The 21,159-nt window shown below is 38.0% G+C and carries 21 protein-coding genes; 11 read left to right on the forward strand and 10 right to left on the reverse strand.

Annotation, left to right across the window (positions count from 1 at the left end; all coding sequences use genetic code 11):
• The first annotated feature begins 12 nt into the window (after window positions 1-12).
• The gene (locus RE431_RS01470; protein WP_309560186.1) at window positions 13-531 is read left to right on the forward strand and encodes a DUF4296 domain-containing protein; all 519 of its coding nucleotides are present in this window, start codon (window positions 13-15) and stop codon (window positions 529-531) included.
• Here RE431_RS01470 and RE431_RS01475 read toward each other — a convergent pair.
• Window positions 528-1,541: an NAD-dependent epimerase/dehydratase family protein gene (locus RE431_RS01475; protein WP_309560187.1), complete on the reverse strand. Its 1,014-nt coding sequence runs from the start codon at window positions 1,539-1,541 to the stop codon at window positions 528-530. The two genes, RE431_RS01470 and RE431_RS01475, sit on opposite strands and share 4 nt — an antisense overlap.
• An 81-nt stretch (window positions 1,542-1,622) precedes the next feature.
• Between RE431_RS01475 and tyrS the strand changes: the two genes are divergently transcribed.
• Complete coding sequence (gene tyrS, locus RE431_RS01480; RefSeq protein ID WP_309560188.1) at window positions 1,623-2,918, forward strand: tyrosine--tRNA ligase; 1,296 nt, start codon at window positions 1,623-1,625, stop codon at window positions 2,916-2,918.
• A 357-nt stretch (window positions 2,919-3,275) separates the two neighbouring features.
• Here the strand turns inward: tyrS and RE431_RS01485 are convergent, their stop codons facing one another.
• From RE431_RS01485 to RE431_RS01500, 4 genes are all read right to left on the reverse strand, one after another.
• Window positions 3,276-4,250, reverse strand: a complete 975-nt coding sequence (locus tag RE431_RS01485) for a LuxE/PaaK family acyltransferase (RefSeq protein WP_309560189.1) — start codon at window positions 4,248-4,250, stop codon at window positions 3,276-3,278.
• A gap of 81 nt (window positions 4,251-4,331) precedes the next feature.
• Window positions 4,332-4,670, reverse strand: a complete 339-nt coding sequence (locus RE431_RS01490) for a T9SS type A sorting domain-containing protein (protein ID WP_309560190.1) — start codon at window positions 4,668-4,670, stop codon at window positions 4,332-4,334.
• A gap of 164 nt (window positions 4,671-4,834) precedes the next feature.
• Window positions 4,835-6,811, reverse strand: a complete 1,977-nt coding sequence (locus RE431_RS01495) for a hypothetical protein (RefSeq protein ID WP_309560191.1) — start codon at window positions 6,809-6,811, stop codon at window positions 4,835-4,837.
• Window positions 6,812-6,872: 61 nt separating this feature from the next.
• The gene (locus RE431_RS01500) at window positions 6,873-9,671 is read right to left on the reverse strand and encodes a TonB-dependent receptor (RefSeq protein WP_309560192.1); all 2,799 of its coding nucleotides are present in this window, start codon (window positions 9,669-9,671) and stop codon (window positions 6,873-6,875) included.
• 177 nt (window positions 9,672-9,848) lie between these two features.
• Between RE431_RS01500 and RE431_RS01505 the strand changes: the two genes are divergently transcribed.
• Window positions 9,849-10,532, forward strand: coding sequence for a response regulator transcription factor (locus RE431_RS01505; protein WP_309560193.1), 684 nt, complete (start codon window positions 9,849-9,851; stop codon window positions 10,530-10,532).
• The gene (locus tag RE431_RS01510) at window positions 10,532-11,611 is read left to right on the forward strand and encodes a sensor histidine kinase (protein ID WP_309560194.1); all 1,080 of its coding nucleotides are present in this window, start codon (window positions 10,532-10,534) and stop codon (window positions 11,609-11,611) included. The genes RE431_RS01505 and RE431_RS01510 overlap by 1 nt, the downstream gene beginning before the upstream one ends.
• Here RE431_RS01510 and RE431_RS01515 read toward each other — a convergent pair.
• Window positions 11,549-12,610 (reverse strand): glycosyltransferase, encoded by a 1,062-nt coding sequence (locus RE431_RS01515; RefSeq protein ID WP_309560195.1) that lies wholly within the window; start codon window positions 12,608-12,610, stop codon window positions 11,549-11,551. The genes RE431_RS01510 and RE431_RS01515 overlap by 63 nt on opposite strands.
• A 66-nt stretch (window positions 12,611-12,676) precedes the next feature.
• Here RE431_RS01515 and trmB point away from each other — a divergent pair, with 66 nt between their 5' ends.
• From trmB to RE431_RS01550, 7 genes are all read left to right on the forward strand, one after another.
• Complete coding sequence (gene trmB, locus RE431_RS01520; RefSeq protein ID WP_309560196.1) at window positions 12,677-13,351, forward strand: tRNA (guanosine(46)-N7)-methyltransferase TrmB; 675 nt, start codon at window positions 12,677-12,679, stop codon at window positions 13,349-13,351.
• A gap of 6 nt (window positions 13,352-13,357) precedes the next feature.
• Window positions 13,358-13,981, forward strand: coding sequence for a LysE family translocator (locus RE431_RS01525; protein ID WP_309560197.1), 624 nt, complete (start codon window positions 13,358-13,360; stop codon window positions 13,979-13,981).
• The gene (locus tag RE431_RS01530) at window positions 13,981-14,313 is read left to right on the forward strand and encodes an MGMT family protein (RefSeq protein ID WP_309560198.1); all 333 of its coding nucleotides are present in this window, start codon (window positions 13,981-13,983) and stop codon (window positions 14,311-14,313) included. Before RE431_RS01525 ends, RE431_RS01530 begins: the two co-directional genes overlap by 1 nt.
• A gap of 146 nt (window positions 14,314-14,459) precedes the next feature.
• Window positions 14,460-15,596 carry an Mrp/NBP35 family ATP-binding protein gene (locus RE431_RS01535; protein ID WP_309560199.1) on the forward strand — a complete coding sequence of 379 codons (1,137 nt, stop codon included), beginning with the start codon at window positions 14,460-14,462 and terminating at the stop codon, window positions 15,594-15,596.
• Window positions 15,597-15,839, forward strand: a complete 243-nt coding sequence (locus tag RE431_RS01540) for a NifU family protein (RefSeq protein ID WP_229341851.1) — start codon at window positions 15,597-15,599, stop codon at window positions 15,837-15,839.
• Between the two features lie 28 nt (window positions 15,840-15,867).
• Window positions 15,868-16,929 (forward strand): NAD(P)/FAD-dependent oxidoreductase, encoded by a 1,062-nt coding sequence (locus RE431_RS01545; RefSeq protein WP_309560200.1) that lies wholly within the window; start codon window positions 15,868-15,870, stop codon window positions 16,927-16,929.
• Between the two features lie 91 nt (window positions 16,930-17,020).
• Window positions 17,021-17,374: a 2Fe-2S iron-sulfur cluster-binding family protein gene (locus RE431_RS01550; RefSeq protein ID WP_309560621.1), complete on the forward strand. Its 354-nt coding sequence runs from the start codon at window positions 17,021-17,023 to the stop codon at window positions 17,372-17,374.
• Window positions 17,375-17,429: 55 nt separating this feature from the next.
• Here the strand turns inward: RE431_RS01550 and RE431_RS01555 are convergent, their stop codons facing one another.
• The 4 genes from RE431_RS01555 to RE431_RS01570 form a co-directional block, all read right to left on the reverse strand.
• Window positions 17,430-18,215 (reverse strand): DUF3050 domain-containing protein, encoded by a 786-nt coding sequence (locus RE431_RS01555; RefSeq protein WP_309560201.1) that lies wholly within the window; start codon window positions 18,213-18,215, stop codon window positions 17,430-17,432.
• A 297-nt stretch (window positions 18,216-18,512) separates the two neighbouring features.
• Entirely contained in the window at window positions 18,513-18,950 is a 438-nt protein-coding gene (locus tag RE431_RS01560) for an SRPBCC family protein (protein WP_309560202.1), read from the reverse strand.
• 11 nt (window positions 18,951-18,961) lie between these two features.
• Window positions 18,962-20,137: an acyl-CoA dehydrogenase family protein gene (locus RE431_RS01565; RefSeq protein ID WP_309560203.1), complete on the reverse strand. Its 1,176-nt coding sequence runs from the start codon at window positions 20,135-20,137 to the stop codon at window positions 18,962-18,964.
• A 195-nt stretch (window positions 20,138-20,332) separates the two neighbouring features.
• Window positions 20,333-21,055, reverse strand: coding sequence for a tRNA1(Val) (adenine(37)-N6)-methyltransferase (locus tag RE431_RS01570; protein WP_309560204.1), 723 nt, complete (start codon window positions 21,053-21,055; stop codon window positions 20,333-20,335).
• Window positions 21,056-21,159 lie beyond the last annotated feature (104 nt).

Below are 21,159 nucleotides of genomic sequence, written 5' to 3' on the forward strand. Positions count from 1 at the left end.
CTATTTTTTGCTTTGCTGATACTTTCGGTATCCTGCCAGGATCTGAAAAAATCTGAAAAGCCCAGCGATCTTATTCCTGAAGCAAAAATGATTGATGTGCTTACCGAAATTTCCCTTCTACATGCAGCAAGAAATTATAATAAGCAAAAACTTGAAGCTACAGGTTTAAATCCAGACAGCTACATCTACGAAAAATTCGGAATAGATAGCCTCCAATTTGAACGAAGCAGCAGTTGGTATTCTGAAAATTACACTCAATACGAAGGTATTTATGATAGTGTAAAAGCAAGAATTCAGGTGATGAAAAGTAAACTGGATTCTCTAAGGGATATCGAAGTTAAAATTGAAGATAGCATCATGAAGGCGCAAAAGGATTCTCTTCAGTTGATTGATTCCTTAAAGCAGAATCCCAGATTGAGAGATTCCATTCGACTGGATTCCATTAAGCGAAGAGAAATTGAGAAATTGAATAAAAAAGAATTGGATAGCCTGATTCCTCCGGCAGTTTCTACAGAAACAGATTCTATTTAATTCTTTTCAGAATTATATATTTTTACTGTCTCTTCTAAAACATTTTTCATTGGGGTAAATTCAAAATTCAATTCACTTTTGACCTTTGAACTATTAAATTGAGTTTCTGTAAATAACCCCTGGATAGATTCACGAGTGATCTGCCTTTTAGCTCCAAATAAACTTCCAATTTTTTGAAATATCCAGCCTAGAAAAACCATACTTTTTGTGAGTTGTTTCTTCGGTGCAGGCTTGTCCATAGCTTCTGCAGAAATTCTTAAAATTTTTTCAAAACTGATATTTTCAGAAACAAGAATAAACTGCTCATTTCTTACATCAGAATCCATAAGCTGGATTATGCTTTTAACCACGTCTTTCACTCCAACAAATCCCGTGACTTTGGGGAAGTGATATTTCAAACCTTTATCAATTTTTGAAAATATCTTCCCAGTGCCAGAATTCCAGAACCCGGGTCCAATGATCACTCCCGGATTTACAATTACCGAGTCAACGCCTTCCTGGGTGCCTCTCCATACTTCGATCTCTGCTCCATATTTAGAGATAGCATAATCATTATGATTTTCTTCGGGATTCCATTTCGCGGTCTCATCAAGACCGCCATTTCTAGAAGATGAACCAATTGCTGCTACACTGCTCACATAACAAAGCTTTTTGACCCTATTTGCAATGCAGAGGTTTACAATATTTGCAGTTCCTTCAATATTAATCTTTCTAAGCTTTTTTTCGTCGGAAGGATCGAAGGATACCAAAGCGGCACAGTGATAAACTTCTGAAACGTTTTCAAAAGTAGTATTTAATGACGGAATATCATTAATATCAGCAGTTATCCATTCAATTCGCTTGAAGAGATCATCTGCTTCCGACCTTTCAGCATAATAACCAAAAACTTTTCTAAGCTTAGTTAGATCACTGGAAGACCTCATGATCGCCTTAAGCTTTTTATTCCTGCTGGCAAGTTCAATTAAAAGATGGGAACCTACCAATCCGGTTCCTCCGGTTACCAAAATCATGTGGTAAATATAGCTAAAGCACTTAGGAAAAATAAGAGTAAATGGTATCTTTACGCCTGTTTTTATCTGAATTATTAGAATATGGAAAAGAATTTCGTCGAAGAATTAACCTGGCGTGGGATGTTGCATGATGCAATGCCGGGAACAGAAGAACATTTAATGGAAGAAATGCGATCGGCTTACGTGGGTATAGATCCAACTGCCGATTCCTTACATATTGGACACCTGGTAGGGGTGATGATGCTAAGACATTTTCAGCTTGCCGGACACAAACCTTACGCATTGGTAGGTGGAGCAACCGGTATGATTGGTGACCCTTCAGGAAAATCTGCGGAAAGAAATCTTCTGGACGAAAAAACCTTAAGACATAATCAGAATTCATTAAAAGAGCAACTTTCAAGGTTTCTAGATTTTGACTCAGATATGAAAAACGCTGCGGTGTTGGTGAATAACTATGATTGGATGAAAGATTTCTCTTTCCTTGAGTTTATCAGGGATGTAGGGAAGCACATCACCGTAAATTATATGATGTCGAAAGATTCAGTGAAAAAGAGATTATCTTCAGAATCCTCTGTAGGTATGTCTTTTACTGAATTTACTTACCAACTTGTACAAGGTTATGACTTTCTCCATCTTTTCAGAGAAAAGAATTGTACTCTCCAGATGGGAGGCAGCGACCAATGGGGAAATATTACTACCGGAACTGAACTTATCAGAAGAATTGGCGACGGAAAAGGATATGCCTTGACCTGTCCTTTGATCACGAAAGCAGATGGTACAAAATTCGGTAAGACTGAAGGTGGAAATGTTTGGCTGGATGCTAACAGAACTTCTCCTTATAAATTCTACCAGTATTGGCTAAATACCAGTGATGAAGATGCTGAAAAATACATTAAGATCTTCACTTTCTTGAGTAAGGAAGAAATTGAATCTTTGATCGAGCAACATAGAGAAGCACCGCATAAGCGAGAATTACAAAAAGTTCTTGGAAAAGAAGTGACCAGAATGGTGCACTCTGAAGCTGAATATGAAAATGCGCTGGCTGCTTCAGAAGTTTTATTCGGAAAAAGTACCGCAGATGATTTCAGAAAACTTGACGAGGCTACTTTCCTGGATATTTTTGAAGGGGTTCCTCAGGCCGAGGTCGCGATGACCGAAATTGAAGAAGGTCTTGATATGATCGCTGCGCTATCAGCTAAAACCAATTTCCTTAATTCTAATGGAGAAGCTAGAAGAGCTTTAAAAGAGAATTCTGTTTCTGTAAACAAGGAAAAGGTGAAAGATGATTACAAGATCACTAAAGAAGATCTTATCAATAACAAATATGTGATCCTGAATAAAGGAAAGAAAAATACGTATATCATTCAGGCGAAATAGAAATTATAAAATTCTAATCGGTTCTAAACCATATCACTAGAAATTACGTAAGTATTTTAAGAAGCAGATATGGATAACCCAAAAGCCGAAAATATTGCCAGTGTAATTATCATTGCCATAGCCATGGCAATGATCCTTTATCTTACTTTTTTTTACAAAGTCTAAGTTTCGATAATTGGATATATAGTTATAAAAACGAAAGCCTTCAGAGGATATCTGAAGGCTTCGCAACTAACTAACCAATCTAATATGAAAAATTTCACTTAGCCTGCAGAATATGAATGATTTAGGATCATTTTCATTCTGCATTAGGTACGTCGTAAATTTTTCAGAAACTTTACAAATCCCTGGATTTTTTTATAATAATAGTAGATTACAGCCTCGAACATCACTATTATCAAACCTTCCCAGGATTTCGATTTTATCATTTTTTATTCTCCCAAGATCTTGGGTAGCAATAAAAGAGCAAGAATTTATGTTGGCGAGATCTATGACATTCATTCCGCCAGTTTTTGATTCAGGCAGATAGGTCAAAGCATCTTCAGGATCACGAACGAGGATCTTCATCCAGGATGGACATTCAAAAACTCCAGCACCGTTAGAGTAAGCCTGGGAGAGTAATTCTGTCATTCCATATTCACTATGAATAGCATCAACTCCAAATCCTTTCCTTAAATGATTGTGCAATTCTTCCCTAATCATTTCTTTTCTTCGACCTTTCATTCCACCAGTCTCCATTACTATAGTGTTTTCAAGATGAAATTTTTTCTTCTCAATAAGATCTAGAAGGGCAAATGATACACCTATAAGAAATACTTTTTTAGAGACTGAATCAAGTTCAGTCAATTTTTTAGATAAAGCTTCGAGATCATTAAGATAGAATCCACTTTCCTTGTTATTAGAAGCTTTTATTAAATGGTCGGCCATATAAATCAATGAAGATCCCTGGCGCTCCAAGTAGGAGGGTAAAAGAGCCAGGAAAATATATTCTTCAGGATCACCGTAAAACTTTTTAAATGTTCTTAAAAAACTCTGTTCATATAACTTAAGATCCGTTACATGATGTTTACTGGTGGTAGTTCCTGTAGTTCCACTGCTGGTAAAAGTGACTTGCGGTTCTTGATTTCCGGTAATAATCTTTCTGCTTTTGAAGAATTCAATAGGTAAGAAAGGTGTATCAGTTATACTTTTTACGTTATCGGGATTTCTATTTAGATAGCTGGAAAATTCCCTGTATACAGTATTGTTATGGAATTGATGTTTGTAAACTTCTAAGGCTACATCCTCAAATTCGGTATTATTTGAGATCTCAAAAATTCTATTTTCAAGCATAACTGTTGGAAGTTTTGCCCAAAATTAAGGAATAAAAAAAGCCTCTGAAACAGAAGCCATTTAAATTTGAAGGGATAAAGTTTATTTTACAACAAGCTTTCTTGTCGCTTTCGCTTTACCTTCCTGGATTTTCAGAATGTAGATTCCAGGAGTTAATGTAGATACATCAAGTTCTCTCCCTCTTAAACGAGCTTTTTGAACAGGTTTTCCAAGAACATTGTAAATCTCTATTATCTTATCCTGATTTTTGGTGGAGGAAATATAAACTTTCCCGCCGGTAACCGGGTTAGGATAAATAGAAAGGCCATCAATTGGAATTTCTGTTCGCTGTGGAGCACGATCAAATTCCTGAGCACTTGCCGGAGCGGCAACTATCAGGAAACAAATAAGAAAAAAGGTAAATAGGTACTTTTGCTTCATTCTTTCGATCGAGGTTTAGACAAACTTACAAATAAAATTTCAAAAATCTTGCCATTAATTACAAGTTCCATCAAAAAATATGGAAATAAAAAAGGGCTGCACTTGGCAACCCTAATATATAGGCTAATTATTGATATTCAAATTATTACAGAATAATCGAGCTTTTATTTTGCCCAGTTAAAAGTTGAAACATCTACAGTAGCACCTACCTCAAAAGTAGCTTCTAAAGTTGCTGTGATTCCTTCTAATTGAATTCCGCTTAAATCTGTTCTGTTATCATCAGCGATATCAAGAACTGTATCATATCCTGTTAATGATAGACCTGTAATTGTTGCTCCAGAATTCTTTTTGAACTGAAGTGCAGTTCCTCCTGTTTCAGAAACAGCGGTAAAGTTTACAATCATTGGATTATTGTTTTCTCCATCTGCCTCGATAGCAGTTGAGAAATTCCCGATTGTATGTAGTACATATGTGTTAGTGATCGTTCCATTCCAACCTTCAGTCCAGTCTACAGCATCATCTTCATTATCTTCAAGGTAGATATTTGTTACAGAAACAGTTCCTCCAAAGAATTCAACTCCGTCATCAGCACCATTCATGATCGCAATATTTTCAATAGTAGTTCCAGAACCAACTGCGTAAAGAGAAAGTCCGTTGTACTGAGATTCAGGATTAATTGAAGCTCCAGCATCTTTTAATATAAGGTATTGAATAGAACCAGAGTTATCATCTGAAGTATTTCCACCGTAAAGAATTCCGCCAACTTCAGCTTCTGCATTAGTACCTGCAGTAGTTGGAGCATCGCCAGCGATCACAAGACCACCCCAGCTTCCAGCCTGTCCTGTAGTAGATTTCATGATCACAGGATTGCTTTCAGTTCCCTGAATATCGATCATTCCTCCTTTTTGAACTACGATGTAGATACTTGTAGCTTCAGTATTACTGTCACTTCTTGCAGTAATCGTAGTACCAGCAGGTATTGTTAGGGTAGCACCTTCTTCAACAGACATGATTCCGCTAAGAACATACTGCGTATTTCCATCCAGACTGAAATCATTATCTACAGATGCAGGAAGTACAGATACAGAACCTCTATTATCGATCCAGTTGAATAAAGAAGCGTCAACCGTTGGTGTAACTGCGTATGCATTTGCCTGATCTACAGTAGAGCCATTGATCTGGATATTGGCAAGATCGGTTCTGTTAGCATCAGCTATATCTAAAGATTTATCATATCCAGATAGAGAAAGTCCTGTGATAATTGCGCCTGAATTCTTCTTGAATTGAAGAGCAGTTCCTCCAGTAGTAGATACTGCAGTAAAGTTGTTGATTTTAGGGCTGTTATCTTCACCATCAGCTTCTATTGCCGTAGAGAAATTCCCGATAGTATGAAGAACGTAGGTGTTGGTGATAGTACCACTCCATCCTTCAGTCCAGTCTACTGCGTCATCTTCGTTATCTTCAAGGTAAAGATTAGTTACAGAAACTGTTCCTCCAAAAAATTCAACTCCGTCATCTGCACCATTGGTGATGGCCACGTTCTGAATAGAAGTTCCAGATCCAACAGCGTAAAGAGAAAGACCATTATATTGAGACTCTGGGTTAATTGAAGCACCAGCATCCTTTAGAATTAGATATTTTATAGAACCAGAGCTATCTGTATCATCGCCGCCACCGTAAAGAATTCCACCTACTTCCGCCTCGGCATCCAATCCTGCAGTAGTAGAAGCATTACCAGCGATCACAAGACCACCCCAGCTTCCTGCACGGTTACTTGCCGCTCTTATAATTACCGGTGAGCTGGAAGTACCATTGATCTCAATATTTCCACCTTTTTGAACGACGATATAAACCTCAGTTTCGTCGCTTGAACTTGAAGTTGCATCGGCTACTATCTCAGTTCCGGCAGGAATAGTAAGAGTTACGCCAGATTCTATAGAAAATGTTCCGGTAAGGTTATAGGTTTTTGAAGCATCCAGAGTCATATCTTCTTCAAGAGAACCTGTAAGGTCTGTGCCTCCTGTTACCGGAGTATCGTCAGTATCATCAATTAGATCGATGTTTGCATCATCACTACACGAAGTTGCCATTAATCCCAATGACAAAACGGATAAATACAATAGGTTTTTTACTCTTTTCATTTTTGTTGTTTTTGTTTTCAAAATTTAATTTGAGTTGTGTTAAAGTTTAATTTAAAAGTGGTTAAAATGTATAGCTTACTCCTAATGTCAGGATAGAACCTCTGGTGTATGAACGCACGGTTTGGTTAGTTTCCGGCAGGTCACCAGACATTGGCTTAATAGCCTGATATCTTTCTATTTCTGGATTAAGTAAGTTCTGGCCTTTAAATTCAAATTCCCAGTTTTCTCCAAGCTGTTTAGACATGATTAGGTCTAGCGTTACAAAACCTTTTTCCATGATCTCATCATTGTAATCCGTATCAATAAGGTCAAGATTTGTAGTTTCTGGGTTGCCAAGTGCGAAGATTTTATCTGATGCGTAGGCTCCAACAAGACTTGCTCTAAATGGATTTTCTGTTTCTGTAGACACATTAATGGAAGAGTTCAGGATCCAGTCTGAAGCTCCCTGAAGACCTATTTCGTTTTTTCCACCGTATTTGAAGGTGTAGTTATAAACTCCATTATCAAAAACATCTCTTAGGTCTTGTTTATGCCACATTCTGGTGATATTTGTAGAAACAGCCATATCAAGTCCGGCTTCATTCTCATTCTCTATCACATCCATCCTTGCTTCAAGTTCAAGACCGTAAATATTTGCCTCTTCTCCAGCGTTGAAGTAAGAGAAGATACCTGCAGCACCTCTTTGTTGTGCTTTATTGATAGGGTCTTTAATTTTCTTGTAGAAACCTGTTAGAGAAAGTAATTCTCCAGAGCTTGGGAAAAACTCATATTTCAGATCAAGATTATAGTTATTTGAAGCTTCCAGATCTGGATTTCCTTTTGTTACCTGTGCTGTTGGAGATACATACTCAAAAGGAGCGATCTCTTTAAATTCAGGTAGTGTAATCGTCTTACTCGCAGCTAACCTGATGTTCGAATCTTCGTTTGGAGAAAATTTCAGGTTAATGCTAGGATAAATATTATCATAGATCTTCTGAACAAATTTTGGTGCATTGGGAGAATAGTTGTTCACATCAAAAGCCACATCTATCTGGTCTCTCTGGTATCTTGCTCCAACATTCAGGTTCCAGATATCGTTGCCATAGTTTACAGATGCGAATCCTGAACCAGATTCAAGAACTGCGTTATATCTGTCGGCAGATCTTTCGTTAAAATTAAGAAGATCGTTATTAAAGTTTTCAGTAGTAAATACGTCCGTTAAATTATCAAGGGAAGTTGGTTTTACGGTATTATAATTTACCTCTTCAGCGCCATAGAATCTCGAAAAGAAAGTACGCTCTTTGTTACGATAGTTTCCACCTAAAGTAAGATTGAAAACTTTTCCTTCTTCGTTATCTTCTTTAATGAAATTGTATTGGTCTTTGATAAGAGCGTTCAACTCTGTATCGTCAATTTCCTGGATAGATTTTCTCTGTTGGTATTGTCCTGTTTGAGCTAACTGGATATCTCCAGGCTTAAAATTGATCTCATTTCTGATTCTATTCGGCTCATCTGCATCAACTATATTATAACCAACTGCCCATTCAAGTTCATTTTTTCCTTCCCACATATCGTGTGAACCATGAAGCTGGTTTACCCAAAGTCTGGTTTGCTTGATATTCTGGTCACGGATGAATTGGTTTAAGGTAGGATCAAAATCATCTTCATCTTCAACCTCTCCCATTCCATTTCTACCTGCTTCAAACACCTGGTCGGTCACTTTATTGATAAAAAGAGTGGTTACTTTGATTCGGTTGTTATCATTGAAGTCATAACCAAGATCTAATAAGGCAGTGTTGTTATCTGTCTTAGTAAAATTCGTCGCATCGCTGAATTGATCTTCCAGGATGTTAGCTCGGTAATATTTGAAAACTCCTTCGTTATATTCAAAAGCGGTAGAATTAGAGGCAGTGAATAACACTTCAAAATCACCAAATCTCTTTCCAGCAGTTAAAGCGTACTTTCTGTTCATTGGTAAAGCTGCATCTTTTGGATCCCAATCCTGGTTATTCAGGCTATACTGAGTATGAATTAATTGATCGTAAAATCCGAAGTGAACATCATCCTGGTTAGGTGAAACTTTAAAATCTCCAAACTGACCGATCGCATTTGTATTAGCTCCAATCTGAAGACCAAGATCCAATTCGCTTTTACCTCTTAATTCTCTTGAAGTGATATCAACACTTCCTGAAGCCTGGTCAGATGAATTCTGAGCGGCATAAGTTTTACTAATACTGATGTTCTGGATAACTCTTGTAGGGAAAAGACCCAGATCAATATTCTTACGCTCCACATCATCAGAAGGTATTGGCAAACCGTTCATGGTTGTATACAAATAACGATCTCCTAAACCTCTAACGAATATATCTCCGGAAGCTTCACTGCTGGAAACTCCCGAGATCTTTGTAGTTGCTGTCGCAGCATCGGAAACTCCTAATTTGGCTAATTCCTGAGCGCCGATGCTTTCCTTGATTTCAACTGAATTTTTTTGTTCTATTAGTAGAGCTACCTGAGAATCTCTTCTGGAAACTGTAGTGATTACCACTTCGTCCAGGGCAGCAGCACTAGATCCAAGATCTGTATTAACTTCCGTAACTTTTCCTGCTGTAACCACAACATCAGGAACTTCAAGAGTTTCGTAACCAACAAAACTGAAAACTACAGTATAGGTTCCTGGTTCCAGTTTGTCTAGAATATATAGACCATCATAATCTGATGTTGTACCTTTAGTGGTACCCTTTATTAAAACATTTGCAAATGGTAGAGGCTCTCCGCTCATTTCGCGGTCAGAAAGTTTCCCGGCAATAGAACCGGTTGTACTGTCCTGAGCATGCATTACACCTACAATTAATAAGAATGATAATAATAAGAATCTTTTCATTTTTGTATTTGCTATAAAATCTCGCTGCAAATTAACGGCGAAGAGGAGTGGGGGATGTTACCTTAGAATTAATCATTTGTCATTAAAGAGTTAGTTTAATGTTACTAATGTGTTAATCGCTTTATAGTTCAAATTATTGGTTAATTTTATGAGCTCTTAACCACATCTTAATACGTTATGAAGAAAAAAGACATTCAAATTTTATTAGTTGATGACGAGCCGGATATCCTTGAAATAGTGGGATATAACCTTTCTTCTGAAGGTTACGACGTGATCACTGCAGATAATGGTGTAGACGCTGTAAAACTTGCGAAGAAAAAGAAGCCGCATCTTATAATTCTTGATGTTATGATGCCAGAGATGGATGGTATTGAAGCTTGTGAACAGATCAGAAAGATGCCAGATATGGAAGGGACGATTATCACTTTTCTAACGGCTAGAGGAGAAGACTACTCTCAAATGGCAGGATTTGATGCCGGTGCAGATGACTATATCACAAAACCAATCAAGCCAAAAGTGCTTGTTAGTAAAGTAAAGGCATTGTTAAGAAGATATCGTGATGAAGATACATCGGAGAATATTGTGAAACTTGGAGATATCACTATTAATCGTGAAGAATACAAGATCGTTCAGAACGGTGAGGAAATGGGGTTACCGCGAAAAGAATTTGAGTTACTTTCTTTATTAGCTTCAAAACCAGGAAAGGTATTTACTCGTGAAGATATTCTTGATAATGTCTGGGGGAATGATATTGTGGTTGGTGGTAGAACTATAGATGTGCATATAAGAAAACTCCGCGAAAAAATTGGTGATGACAAGATCAAGACCATAAAAGGAGTTGGCTATAAGTTCGTAGTTTAATGTCGCAAAAATTTAAACGCTCATATCGCTTTGCTCTTAGAACTGCACTATATATAAGTGTGTTTCTCACAGCGATCATGGCTGTTTTTATATTTATAGACTTTCAATCTATCTGGATTGCTTTAATTGTATTTGCCATTTTATGTTACCTGTTTACATTTCTCATCATTCAATACAGGGTAGAGCGATTTATATATCGTAGAATTAAAAAGGTCTATGATAATGTTACTCTTTTAGACTCGAAAACTTTAAGTCGGGACCAGATCACCACAGATATGTCCAGTCTTACACGTGAAGTCAAAAAGTTTGCTGAAGACAAAAAGCTGGAGATCGAAACTTTAAAAGTTAGGGAGGCTTATCGGAAGGAATTCATGGGGAATGTTTCCCATGAATTAAAAACTCCGTTGTTCACAGTTCAGGGCTATATTTTAACTCTGTTAGATGGAGCGCATAAGGATAAAGCAATTCGAAAGAAATATCTAGCCAGGGCAAACAAAGGTGTTGAAAGACTTATCTATATCGTAAAAGATCTGGATATGATCACCAAGCTTGAAACGGGAGATCTTCATTTGCGCTACGAAACTTTTGATATTGTTGAATTAATTCAGGCATCTTTTGATCTGCTTGAAATGAAGGCGGCTAAAAAGAGCATCACGCTGACTTTTGATTTTGACTATGAAGAGCCAATTTTTGTAAGGGCCGACCGGGAAAGGATTCAGCAGGTTCTAACCAATCTTATCGTCAATTCCATCAAATACGGGAAAAAGGGTGGGACAACAGAAATAAGTATAGAAAATCTTATCAAGAATAAGGTAATCGTTAGAGTTACAGATAATGGTGAGGGTATAGAAAATGAAAATATTCCGCGATTGTTCGAGCGTTTTTATAGAGTTGATAAAAGTGGTTCAAGAAAAGAAGGTGGTTCAGGCCTTGGTCTTTCTATTGTAAAACATATTCTGGAAGCTCACGGCGAAAAGATCTATGTAGAAAGCGTTTTTGGAGTTGGTAGTGAATTTTCATTTACGCTCGAAAAAAGAAAAAAGATCCCTGAAGACAACGTGATTCCCGAAATCACTTAATCCTTCATAATTTTCAATTCTCCTTAGTTGCGTAAGATCAAAATCCTCCTGTTTGCAAAATGGAGCAATTCCCAGTTTAGATAACCTTTCGGCTAAATATTCCTGTTCATTCTGACCTGGAGTCGGAATAAAAAATGCCTTTTTTTCCAGTTTTGCCAGGTCCATCAAGGTAGTGTAACCAGATCTAGAAACGATATATCTACTGGCGTTGATGGCTTCCTGCAAAGCTTTTCCGAATAGATTATTTTTAATATTGATATTGCAATTCGGGAAGTCTAATTCATCTTCTGAAAAAACTCCTCTTACAAAAAGAATTCTTGCTTCTGCGGTTTTGAATTCTTTCAGCAATATAGATTCAAGAATAGAGCGCTGAGGTTCCGGGCCACTTAAAAGAACCAGAAAATCATAAAACTCCGGAGTGTTTCTTTTTTCCAATCTGCTTATTGGGCCTATATACTTTACATTAACCGGCTTCCTTTTTAAGTGACCCAGAATTCCGCTGAGATTTTTTTTGTCAGCCACATCAGGTACCCAGCATTCATCAAATTTGCTAATATACTGCTGGTGCAAATAACTGCTTAAAAAGGAAGTATTTCCGCTTAGTACATTAAGTTGATGGGTGATAAAAACATTCGTTTTTAATTTTTTACATCGCACACCCAAACGATTGTCAGAAATTATTCCTTTAATATTATATTTCTTTACAATCTCTTTGGTAAGTTTTTTCTCTTCACGAATAGCCATTACAATCCTGGGACTGTCCATGATCATTTTCCATTTCAGGTAGAATCCATTTTTGCTGTACTGGATATTATAGGAGGGAAGCTCTATATGATTTAAATGCGGAAATTCTTTTTTCAACAGTTCCAGTGCTTGCCCGTCTGAAGCTATAACGGGTTCAAAACCATTTAACTGAAGTTCTCTTATGATGGGAATACACCTGGCGGCATGACCTAAACCCCAATTGAGTGCAGCCACCAATATTCTCTTCTTTCGCATATTACAAATATATTCTTATAGACAGGTGGGTGATTTTCTTTAATTTTACCAAAATATTAATTTTTAGTGGGAAGCAAGAATAAACTTAAGCGCTTTAGGGAAAACGAAAAATTTGACAATGTAATCCAGCCTTCCAGGGAGGAGCTTACAGATAATTTATTCGAATTAAAAGGAAACTGGAGCGAAAAATTCTTCAAGAACGATCATCCGGTCGTATTGGAGCTTGGCTGTGGAAAAGGTGAATATACCGTAGAACTGGCAAGACAGAATCCAGAAAAGAATTTTGTTGGGATAGACATCAAGGGAGCCAGGTTCTGGCGTGGAGCTAAAACGGCTCTTGAAGAAGGGTTGAATAATGTTGCTTTCGTACGAACTCAGATAGAGCTTATCGAATATATTTTTGCAGCTGATGAGGTTAGTGAAATATGGATCACTTTTCCAGATCCGCAGATCAAGTACAAGAGAACCAAGCACAGGCTTACCAATACTGAATTTCTTCAGCGATACAAGAATATTTTGAAAAACGATGGGATCATGCATCTTAAAACAGATTCAGAATTCATGCATGGATATACTTTAGGATTGTTGCATGGTGAAGGTCATGAGATTTTATATGCCCATCATGATATTTACAAGAACGAATATTCGCCAAAAGAGGTAACGGGTATACAGACTTTCTATGAAAAACAGTACCTTGAAAAAGGAAAACCTATTACGTATATTCGATTTAAGATTAAATAAGGGGTATTGGAAGAAACAAAACTTTTCCTGATAACTTACCTGGCTGCTTTTATTGGAGTGGTCCCTCCGGGTTTGGTAAATATGACTGTTGCTAAAACCTGTGTAGAGAAAGGTAAGAGAAACGGATTCTATGTAGCTATAGGAGCTGGAATCGTGATCTTGATTCAGGCTTTTATCGCTGTTTTATTAGCGAAATATATATTTGATAACCCTATTGTTCGAAGAATTTTACTCCGGGCAGGCTTAGTGATTTTTTGCATCCTGGCGGTTTACTTCTTTATTCAAGCCAGACATAAAAAGGGAATTAATCATAATAAGCAAAAAGCAAATGCAAATAGCGTTTTTAAAGGAATGCTTATTGCCGCTTTGAATGTTTTTCCTATTCCATATTTCGTAGCTATCGCTGGTACCATGAATCTTAGCGGTGGGATGGAATATGACTGGTCTCTAAATATTGCCTTTACTCTTGCAGCCTGCGCAGGAAGTTTTACCGCCCTATATATCTATGTGGTGCTTTTTGATAAAATCGAGAAGAAGGCCGAATCTTTCGCCAAGTATTCTAATTACTTCATGGCTGGTTTAATGTTGATCCTTATCGGGGTTGCGCTGGTTAGAATTTTCAATTCCTGATGAGTGATAATTCCGGATTTTTTAAAAAGGTTTACGAGGTATGTAAATTAATACCGAGAGGTCGCGTGACCTCTTATGGCGCGATCGCAAAATATCTTGGAGCTGCTAAAAGTGCCAGAATGGTAGGTTGGGCTATGAATTCATCTCATAATCTTGAAGATGTGCCTGCCCATCGTGTGGTAAACCGCAATGGGGTTCTTACCGGGAAACATCATTTTGGAGGCAGTAATGCCATGCAGCAATTACTTGAAGAAGAAGGTATTCCTGTAAAGGAACTACAGATCATCGATTTTAAGCAATATTTCTGGGATCCGATGAAGGAGCTTTCATAGGAAAATTAGGTTAATTCGAGCTATAATTTACACCTATTACTTCATAAATCTAAAATGGCTAAATTCTTCGTATTCTTAGCTTTTCCAACTATATTTGCATTTAGAATCAGTCTATATAAGCTAAAGAATCTGATTAAAATTCATATATGAAATTAGACAGAAAAGAGATTTTAAAAGCCCTGGAAACTATAACTGTAGCAGGTGAAGGAAATAATATGGTTGAAAGTGGTGCAGTTCAGAATGTAATGACTTTTGGTGATGAGGTTGTAGTAGACCTTGTTCTAAGTACGCCAGCGCTTCATATTAAGAAAAGAGCGGAAGTGGATGTGATGAAAGCTATCCATGAAAAGGTATATGAAAAGGCAAAAGTTAAGGTGAATATTAAAGTTCAAGCTCCAGAGAAAAAACAGCCTGAAATCAAGGGGAAAGCAATTCCCGGAATTAAGAATATTATCGCAGTCGCTTCAGGAAAAGGTGGTGTAGGGAAATCTACAGTGACCTCTAACCTGGCCGTGACACTTTCTAAAATGGGTTTCAAAGTTGGTATTCTGGATGCCGATATTTACGGGCCTTCTACTCCAATGATGTTTGATGTGGAAGCTGAAAGACCTCTTTCAGTAAATGTAAACGGAAAATCAAAAATGAAGCCGGTTGAGAACTATGGTGTAAAGATCCTTTCAATTGGATTCTTTACAAAGCCAAATCAGGCAGTTGTTTGGAGAGGACCTATGGCGGCAAAAGCCTTAAACCAGATGATCTTTGATGCTGATTGGGGAGAGCTTGACTTTATGTTGATCGACCTTCCTCCGGGAACAGGTGATATTCACTTATCCATAATGCAGTCACTTCCTATAACAGGTTCTGTGATCGTAAGTACCCCGCAAAATGTAGCATTAGCAGATGCTAAGAAAGGTGTGGCGATGTTCCAGCAGGAAAGTATTAATGTGCCTGTACTAGGTATCATAGAAAATATGGCCTATTTTACACCTGAAGAATTGCCGGAAAACAAATATTATATCTTTGGGCAGGAAGGCGCTAAAAATCTTGCAGAAGATCTAAAAGTTCCGTTCCTAGGTGAAATTCCTCTGGTGCAAAGCCTAAGAGAATCAGGAGATATAGGGAGACCTGCGGCACTTCAAACAGCAACTCCACTGGAATCTGCTTTTGAAGGAATCACCAGGAATATGGTGCAGGAAACCGTAAACAGAAACAAAGATCTGCCTCCAACAGAAGCCATTAAGATTACTACGATGGCGGGATGCAGTGCTGTTAATAAGAAATAAATGACAAGCGAAGAAGTTAAAATTAATGTCGAGAAGGCTTTGGCCGAGATCCGTCCATTTCTGGAAAGTGATGGCGGAAACATTTCATTGGTTTCCATTGAAGATGATCGACTGGTAAAGGTGCAGCTGGAAGGTGCATGTGTTGGCTGTACGGTTAACCAGATGACCCTCAAGAGCGGAGTGGAAATGACGATAAAAAAGTATGTACCCCAAATCGAGAAGGTGGTAAATATTGAAAGATAGTCTGCCAGCCTTTTAATTGAATTGAAGCATGATTAAAACCGATATACTTATCATAGGCGCGGGACCTACTGGTCTTTTCGCTGTTTTTGAAGCTGGATTATTAAAACTGAAATGTCATCTTATCGATGCGCTCCCGCAACCGGGAGGTCAGTGTTCTGAAATTTATCCAAAGAAACCTATTTATGATATTCCGGGATTTCCGGAAGTCCTTGCAGGAGATCTCGTTGATAACCTTATGGAGCAGATCAAACCTTTTGAACCTGGATTTACTTTAGGGGAAAGAGCAGAGACTATAGATAAGCAGGATGATGGTAGTTTTATCGTAACTACGAGTAAAGGAACCAAGCATCACGCTCCTGTAGTGGTGATCGCTGGGGGGCTTGGAAGCTTTGAGCCTAGAAAACCACCTATCCCTTCAATAAAAGATTATGAAGATAAAGGGGTTGCTTACATTATTAGAGATCCTGAAGTCTACAGAGATAAGAAAGTAGTTATCGCCGGTGGAGGAGATTCAGCATTAGATTGGAGTATTTTCCTTGCCGATGTTGCCTCAGAAGTGTCACTGGTTCACCGAAGAAAAGATTTCCGTGGTGCTTTAGATTCTGTGGAAAAGGTAGAGGAACTTTCAAAAATAGGGAAGATTAACCTCATCACTGATGCTGAAGTCGTAGATTTAAAAGGAGAAGGTGAATTAGATTCGGTGGTTATTCGTCATAAGGACAAAGCCAGAGAAGAGGAAATCAAAGAAACTGATCATTTTATTCCACTTTTTGGACTTTCACCAAAGTTGGGACCAATTGCGAATTGGGGACTGGAGATCGAAAAGAATGCGATTAAGGTTGATAATTCGTACGATTATCAGACCAACATTCCTGGGATCTATGCTATTGGCGATGTGAACACCTATAAAGGAAAATTAAAGCTCATCCTTTGTGGGTTCCATGAGGCTGCAATCATGTGTCAGAGTGCTTACCAGAGAATTAATCCTGATAAGAAATACGTGATGAAATATACCACTGTGAGTGGAGTTAGCGGTTTCGACGGAAGTAAGAAAGAAGCAAAAAGAGAAGTAGTAAAAAGTATAAATTAGAATTTTAGTCATTCTGAACTTGCTTCAGTATCTCACTGGGAACTGAAACAAGTTCAGCTTGAGGATTGATTTTCTAGAATTTGATCAGGATATGTCAGACGTAAAGATCACTATAATAGACCGCGAGGGAGAGGCTCATGTAGTAGATGCACCAACAGATATGAATATGAATCTTATGGAGGTGATCCGTTCTTATGAACTTGCACCTGAAGGGACAATTGGTATTTGTGGAGGAATGGCAATGTGTGCATCCTGCCAATGCTATATGCTTAATTTTGAGCATATGCTACCTGAAAAAGGTTTTGAGGAAGAGGATATGCTGGATCAGGCATTTTTTGTGGAAGATAATAGCCGCTTAAGCTGCCAGATCCCTATCACTGATGGTTTGGACGGTCTGGAAGTGAGAATCGCTCGGCATCAGAATGATATTTTTAGTATTGAATAAAAAAAATCCTGAATTGAAGAATTCAGGATTTTTTGTTTTTAGTGGAATTTAGACTTTAAGCCATTTCTAATTTTGTTTTGGCTTCTATTTCAGCTTCAATTCCATCCCAGAGTTTCAGTCTGCTTTGCAGAGATTTTTCAGCAGTTTGTTTTACTTCCTGCCATTTTCTTTCATCATTTCCGCAGAGTTCTTCCACCATTTTAAAGGCCATCGGTCCGTGTTCATCGCCATCTAATTCTATGTGACGGTCAAAATAGTATTTGAAAAGACTCAGGTCGTCATCAGGGAAGTTTTTTTGCACTTTTTCGATAATAGATGAAAACATATCAGGAATCAATCCTTCGCGTCCAAATGTAAAGGCTGAAGCGATCTTATGAGGTTCACGGCTATAAACAACTTCAAAAGTGTGTTTCAGGAATTGCTTGATGCTAATTGGTAGTTTACTGGTGGCAATGATCAAAAAGATATCTGTTCCATGGGTCACCTGCATCAATAGATCTTCAACTTTAGCTTTACTCGCTCCGGCGGCAGTCATTGCATCCAGGTACATCTCAAAATGACTTTGCCTTTTACCGTGAATATTGAGATCGGTTTCTTCTGCAAGCACGATCTCGTTTATAAGATACCTTGTTTCAGGATTTCCTACAGGCAACCACGGATTGGTGGTTTTGGTAAGTTTTTCCTGAAGTGCGGTCAATAAAGACATGAAATCCCAAACGGCAAAAACATGATGCTCCATGAATATTTGAAGCTGTTCAGGAGAATTGATCTTTTTGTATAAAGAATGATTAATTAACTGGTTGGTTAGAGGCTCTAAACTTGCGTTTATCTCTTTAATCATAATGCATTCAATTTTTTTTGCAAAGGTAAAAGCTGGAAGGCTATTTAGAAAATCTTAGAAGCTTTTTATCGCTTGTTTAACGCAGAAAATCAGCCTTTTGGGTTAAATTAAAAATATGACACCTAAAGTTGTGAATATTATAAATGTGATTGTATTCTATTCAAATAAATCAAAGGATTATTTGAGGGTAGAAGGTGTTTACGCCAAAAAACCGAAGCCTTTAAAGAAAATATGCTGTGAAAAATACAAAAAGGGCAAGCGTTGTAAACGTTGCCCCTGTTTTGATCTGGTTTAATTCTAGCAATTACTTTCGCAGACTTCTTTTAATTTCTGAAGTGCTTTAGGCCAGGTTTTTCCGAAATAATCTAACCAGTCATCTTCGGTATCCATCTCTACTTTTAGTAAAGTGGAACCATTTTTCTGTTCGAAATAATAGTTTTCATAGAGTTCCTGCTCAAAGCGAGTTTCCTTGCCTTTCTCCAGCATTCCCAGGTGTCTAATGCTAATAAATTTCGCTGGTTCCATCTTTGCTATTTCACTTTGCATTCCAGCCTTTTCTCCATCTTCGGTCTCACCCAGAAATAAGATCTTGCTGCCTTCCTCCCAGGTACCCTCATAATGTGAAGTTGGATTGAATTCAGCTGTCCATTTACGGTAATGCTCCTTGTCTAGCATAATTGAAAAAACCTTTTCTTTAGGGCAATCGATCTCTACTTGAAAATGAACTTTTTTCATACTATTTAGATTTAAAATGCTGCGTGTCCGGTAATATCCATCCCTGTGATAAGCAAATGAATATCATGAGTTCCTTCGTAAGTGATCACACTTTCGAGGTTCATCATATGTCGCATAATGCTGTATTCACCGGTGATACCCATTCCGCCAAGAATCTGTCTGGCTTCCCTTGCTATCTTAATGGCCATTTCCACGTTATTTCTTTTGGCCATCGAGATCTGGGCAGAAGTTGCTTTTCCTTCATTTCTTAATGTTCCAAGTCTCCACGCCATTAATTGAGCTTTTGTGATTTCGGTGATCATCTCGGCTAGTTTCTTTTGCTGAAGTTGCTTTGAAGCGATAGGTACTCCAAATTGCTCTCTTTCCTTGGCGTATCGTAGAGCTGTATCATAACAATCCATAGCAGCCCCAATCGCTCCCCAGGCAATTCCGTAACGTGCGGAATCCAGGCAGCCTAGTGGTGCTCCCAATCCAGATTTTCCCGGCATCAGGTTTTCCTTCGGAACTTTTACATTGTCAAAAATAAGTTCACCGGTGGCGCTGGCACGAAGTGACCATTTATTGTGAGTTTCTGGCGTGGTAAAACCTTCCATTCCACGTTCAACGATCAAACCGTGAATTCTTCCTTCTTCATTTTTCGCCCAAACAATGGCTATATCTGCAAAAGGTGAATTAGAGATCCACATTTTTGCTCCATTCAGCAAGTAATGATCTCCTTTATCTTTAAAATTAGTGGTCATTCCACCAGGATTGGATCCGTGATCTGGTTCGGTTAGACCAAAGCAACCAATAAATTCTCCTGAAGCCAGTTTAGGAAGGAATTTTTTCTTCTGTTCTACAGTTCCGTATTTAAAGATCGGATACATTACCAGTGATGATTGAACCGATGCTGTAGAACGAATTCCACTGTCGCCACGTTCTATTTCTTGCATGATCAAACCATATGAAATCTGGTCTAATCCGGCTCCGCCATATTCTTCCGGGATATATGGTCCAAATGCACCAATTTCGGCAAGGCCATTTATAAGTTGTTTTGGGAATTTTGCGTTTTGTGCGGCTTCTTCGATAATAGGTGAAACTTCACGTTTCACCCATTCTCTGGTGGCGTCGCGAACCATTTTATGTTCATCGCTTAAAAGCTCGTCGAGATTGTAATAATCAGGAGCCTGGAATTGATCTGGTTTCATTTGTGTAGTGTTTCCAACAAATGTAACCAAGTCTTTTATGGGAAGCAATCTTATTTTTTAAGAATAAACAAGTAGAATTCTTAAAGCATCAGAGAATTTTTTAAAAAATAGTCCTGCTGATTTTTTTTCAGCATCTCAAATCTGTTGCCTAAAGATCCTGAAACAAGTTCAGGGTGATACACTGAGCAGCGAAGATTATAGTTTCAAGTAAAAATCCCTGACCAGGTTCTTAAATTCTTCAGTATAATTATGTCTTGATATCTCCAGGATCAGTTCATCTATAATCAGTTTCTCCCTGGTAGAACCAAAACTGATCAGGCTTCGTTTAATAGGAGAGGATTCAGTGCCTTTCACTCGCGTTATCCTGATAGGAAACAGATTATTTTTTTCAGCTAATTCAATGGCTTTCTTTTCTTCTGCATAAGGTATGATGATATCAAAATGACCATTTTCGGAAAGCAGGAGGGAAGCTCCGGGAATTAATTCGGAAAGCGGAAGCGCATCTGCGAACCTCGCCTGATCACGATTTTCATCGCCAGTTTTATAATTTTCAGAATAGAAAGGCGGATTAGAAATAATGAGGTCATATTTTTCCTCATCCTGCATTTCGTCTACAAATTCATCAAAACCTGCATGGTAACAGAAAAGACGATCGCCCCAATCACTTTTTTCAAAATTCTCTACCGATTGCTCATAAGCATTTTCTTCGATCTCTATTGCGTCTACGAGTTCAGCATCAGATCTCTGTGCCATCATTAAGGCGATAAGCCCGGTCCCGGTGCCAATATCCAGAATACTTTCAGGCTGATGATCAAGAGAAGACCATGTTCCCAGAAGTACTCCGTCTGTACCAATTTTCATGGCGCAACGATCCTGATCTATGCTAAATTGTTTGAATTTAAAAGGTTTCTGAGACATTTCTTAAAAGTATTAAGTCAACCTGAGCTTGAGTCAGGATCTTTTGAGAAGCTAAAATTTGTTCAGCTTGACGAAACAAAATTATGAATACAAAAAAAGAGGTT

It is taken from the genome of Christiangramia sediminicola, assembly GCF_031344135.1.
Classification (GTDB): Bacteria; Bacteroidota; Bacteroidia; order Flavobacteriales; family Flavobacteriaceae; genus Christiangramia; species Christiangramia sediminicola.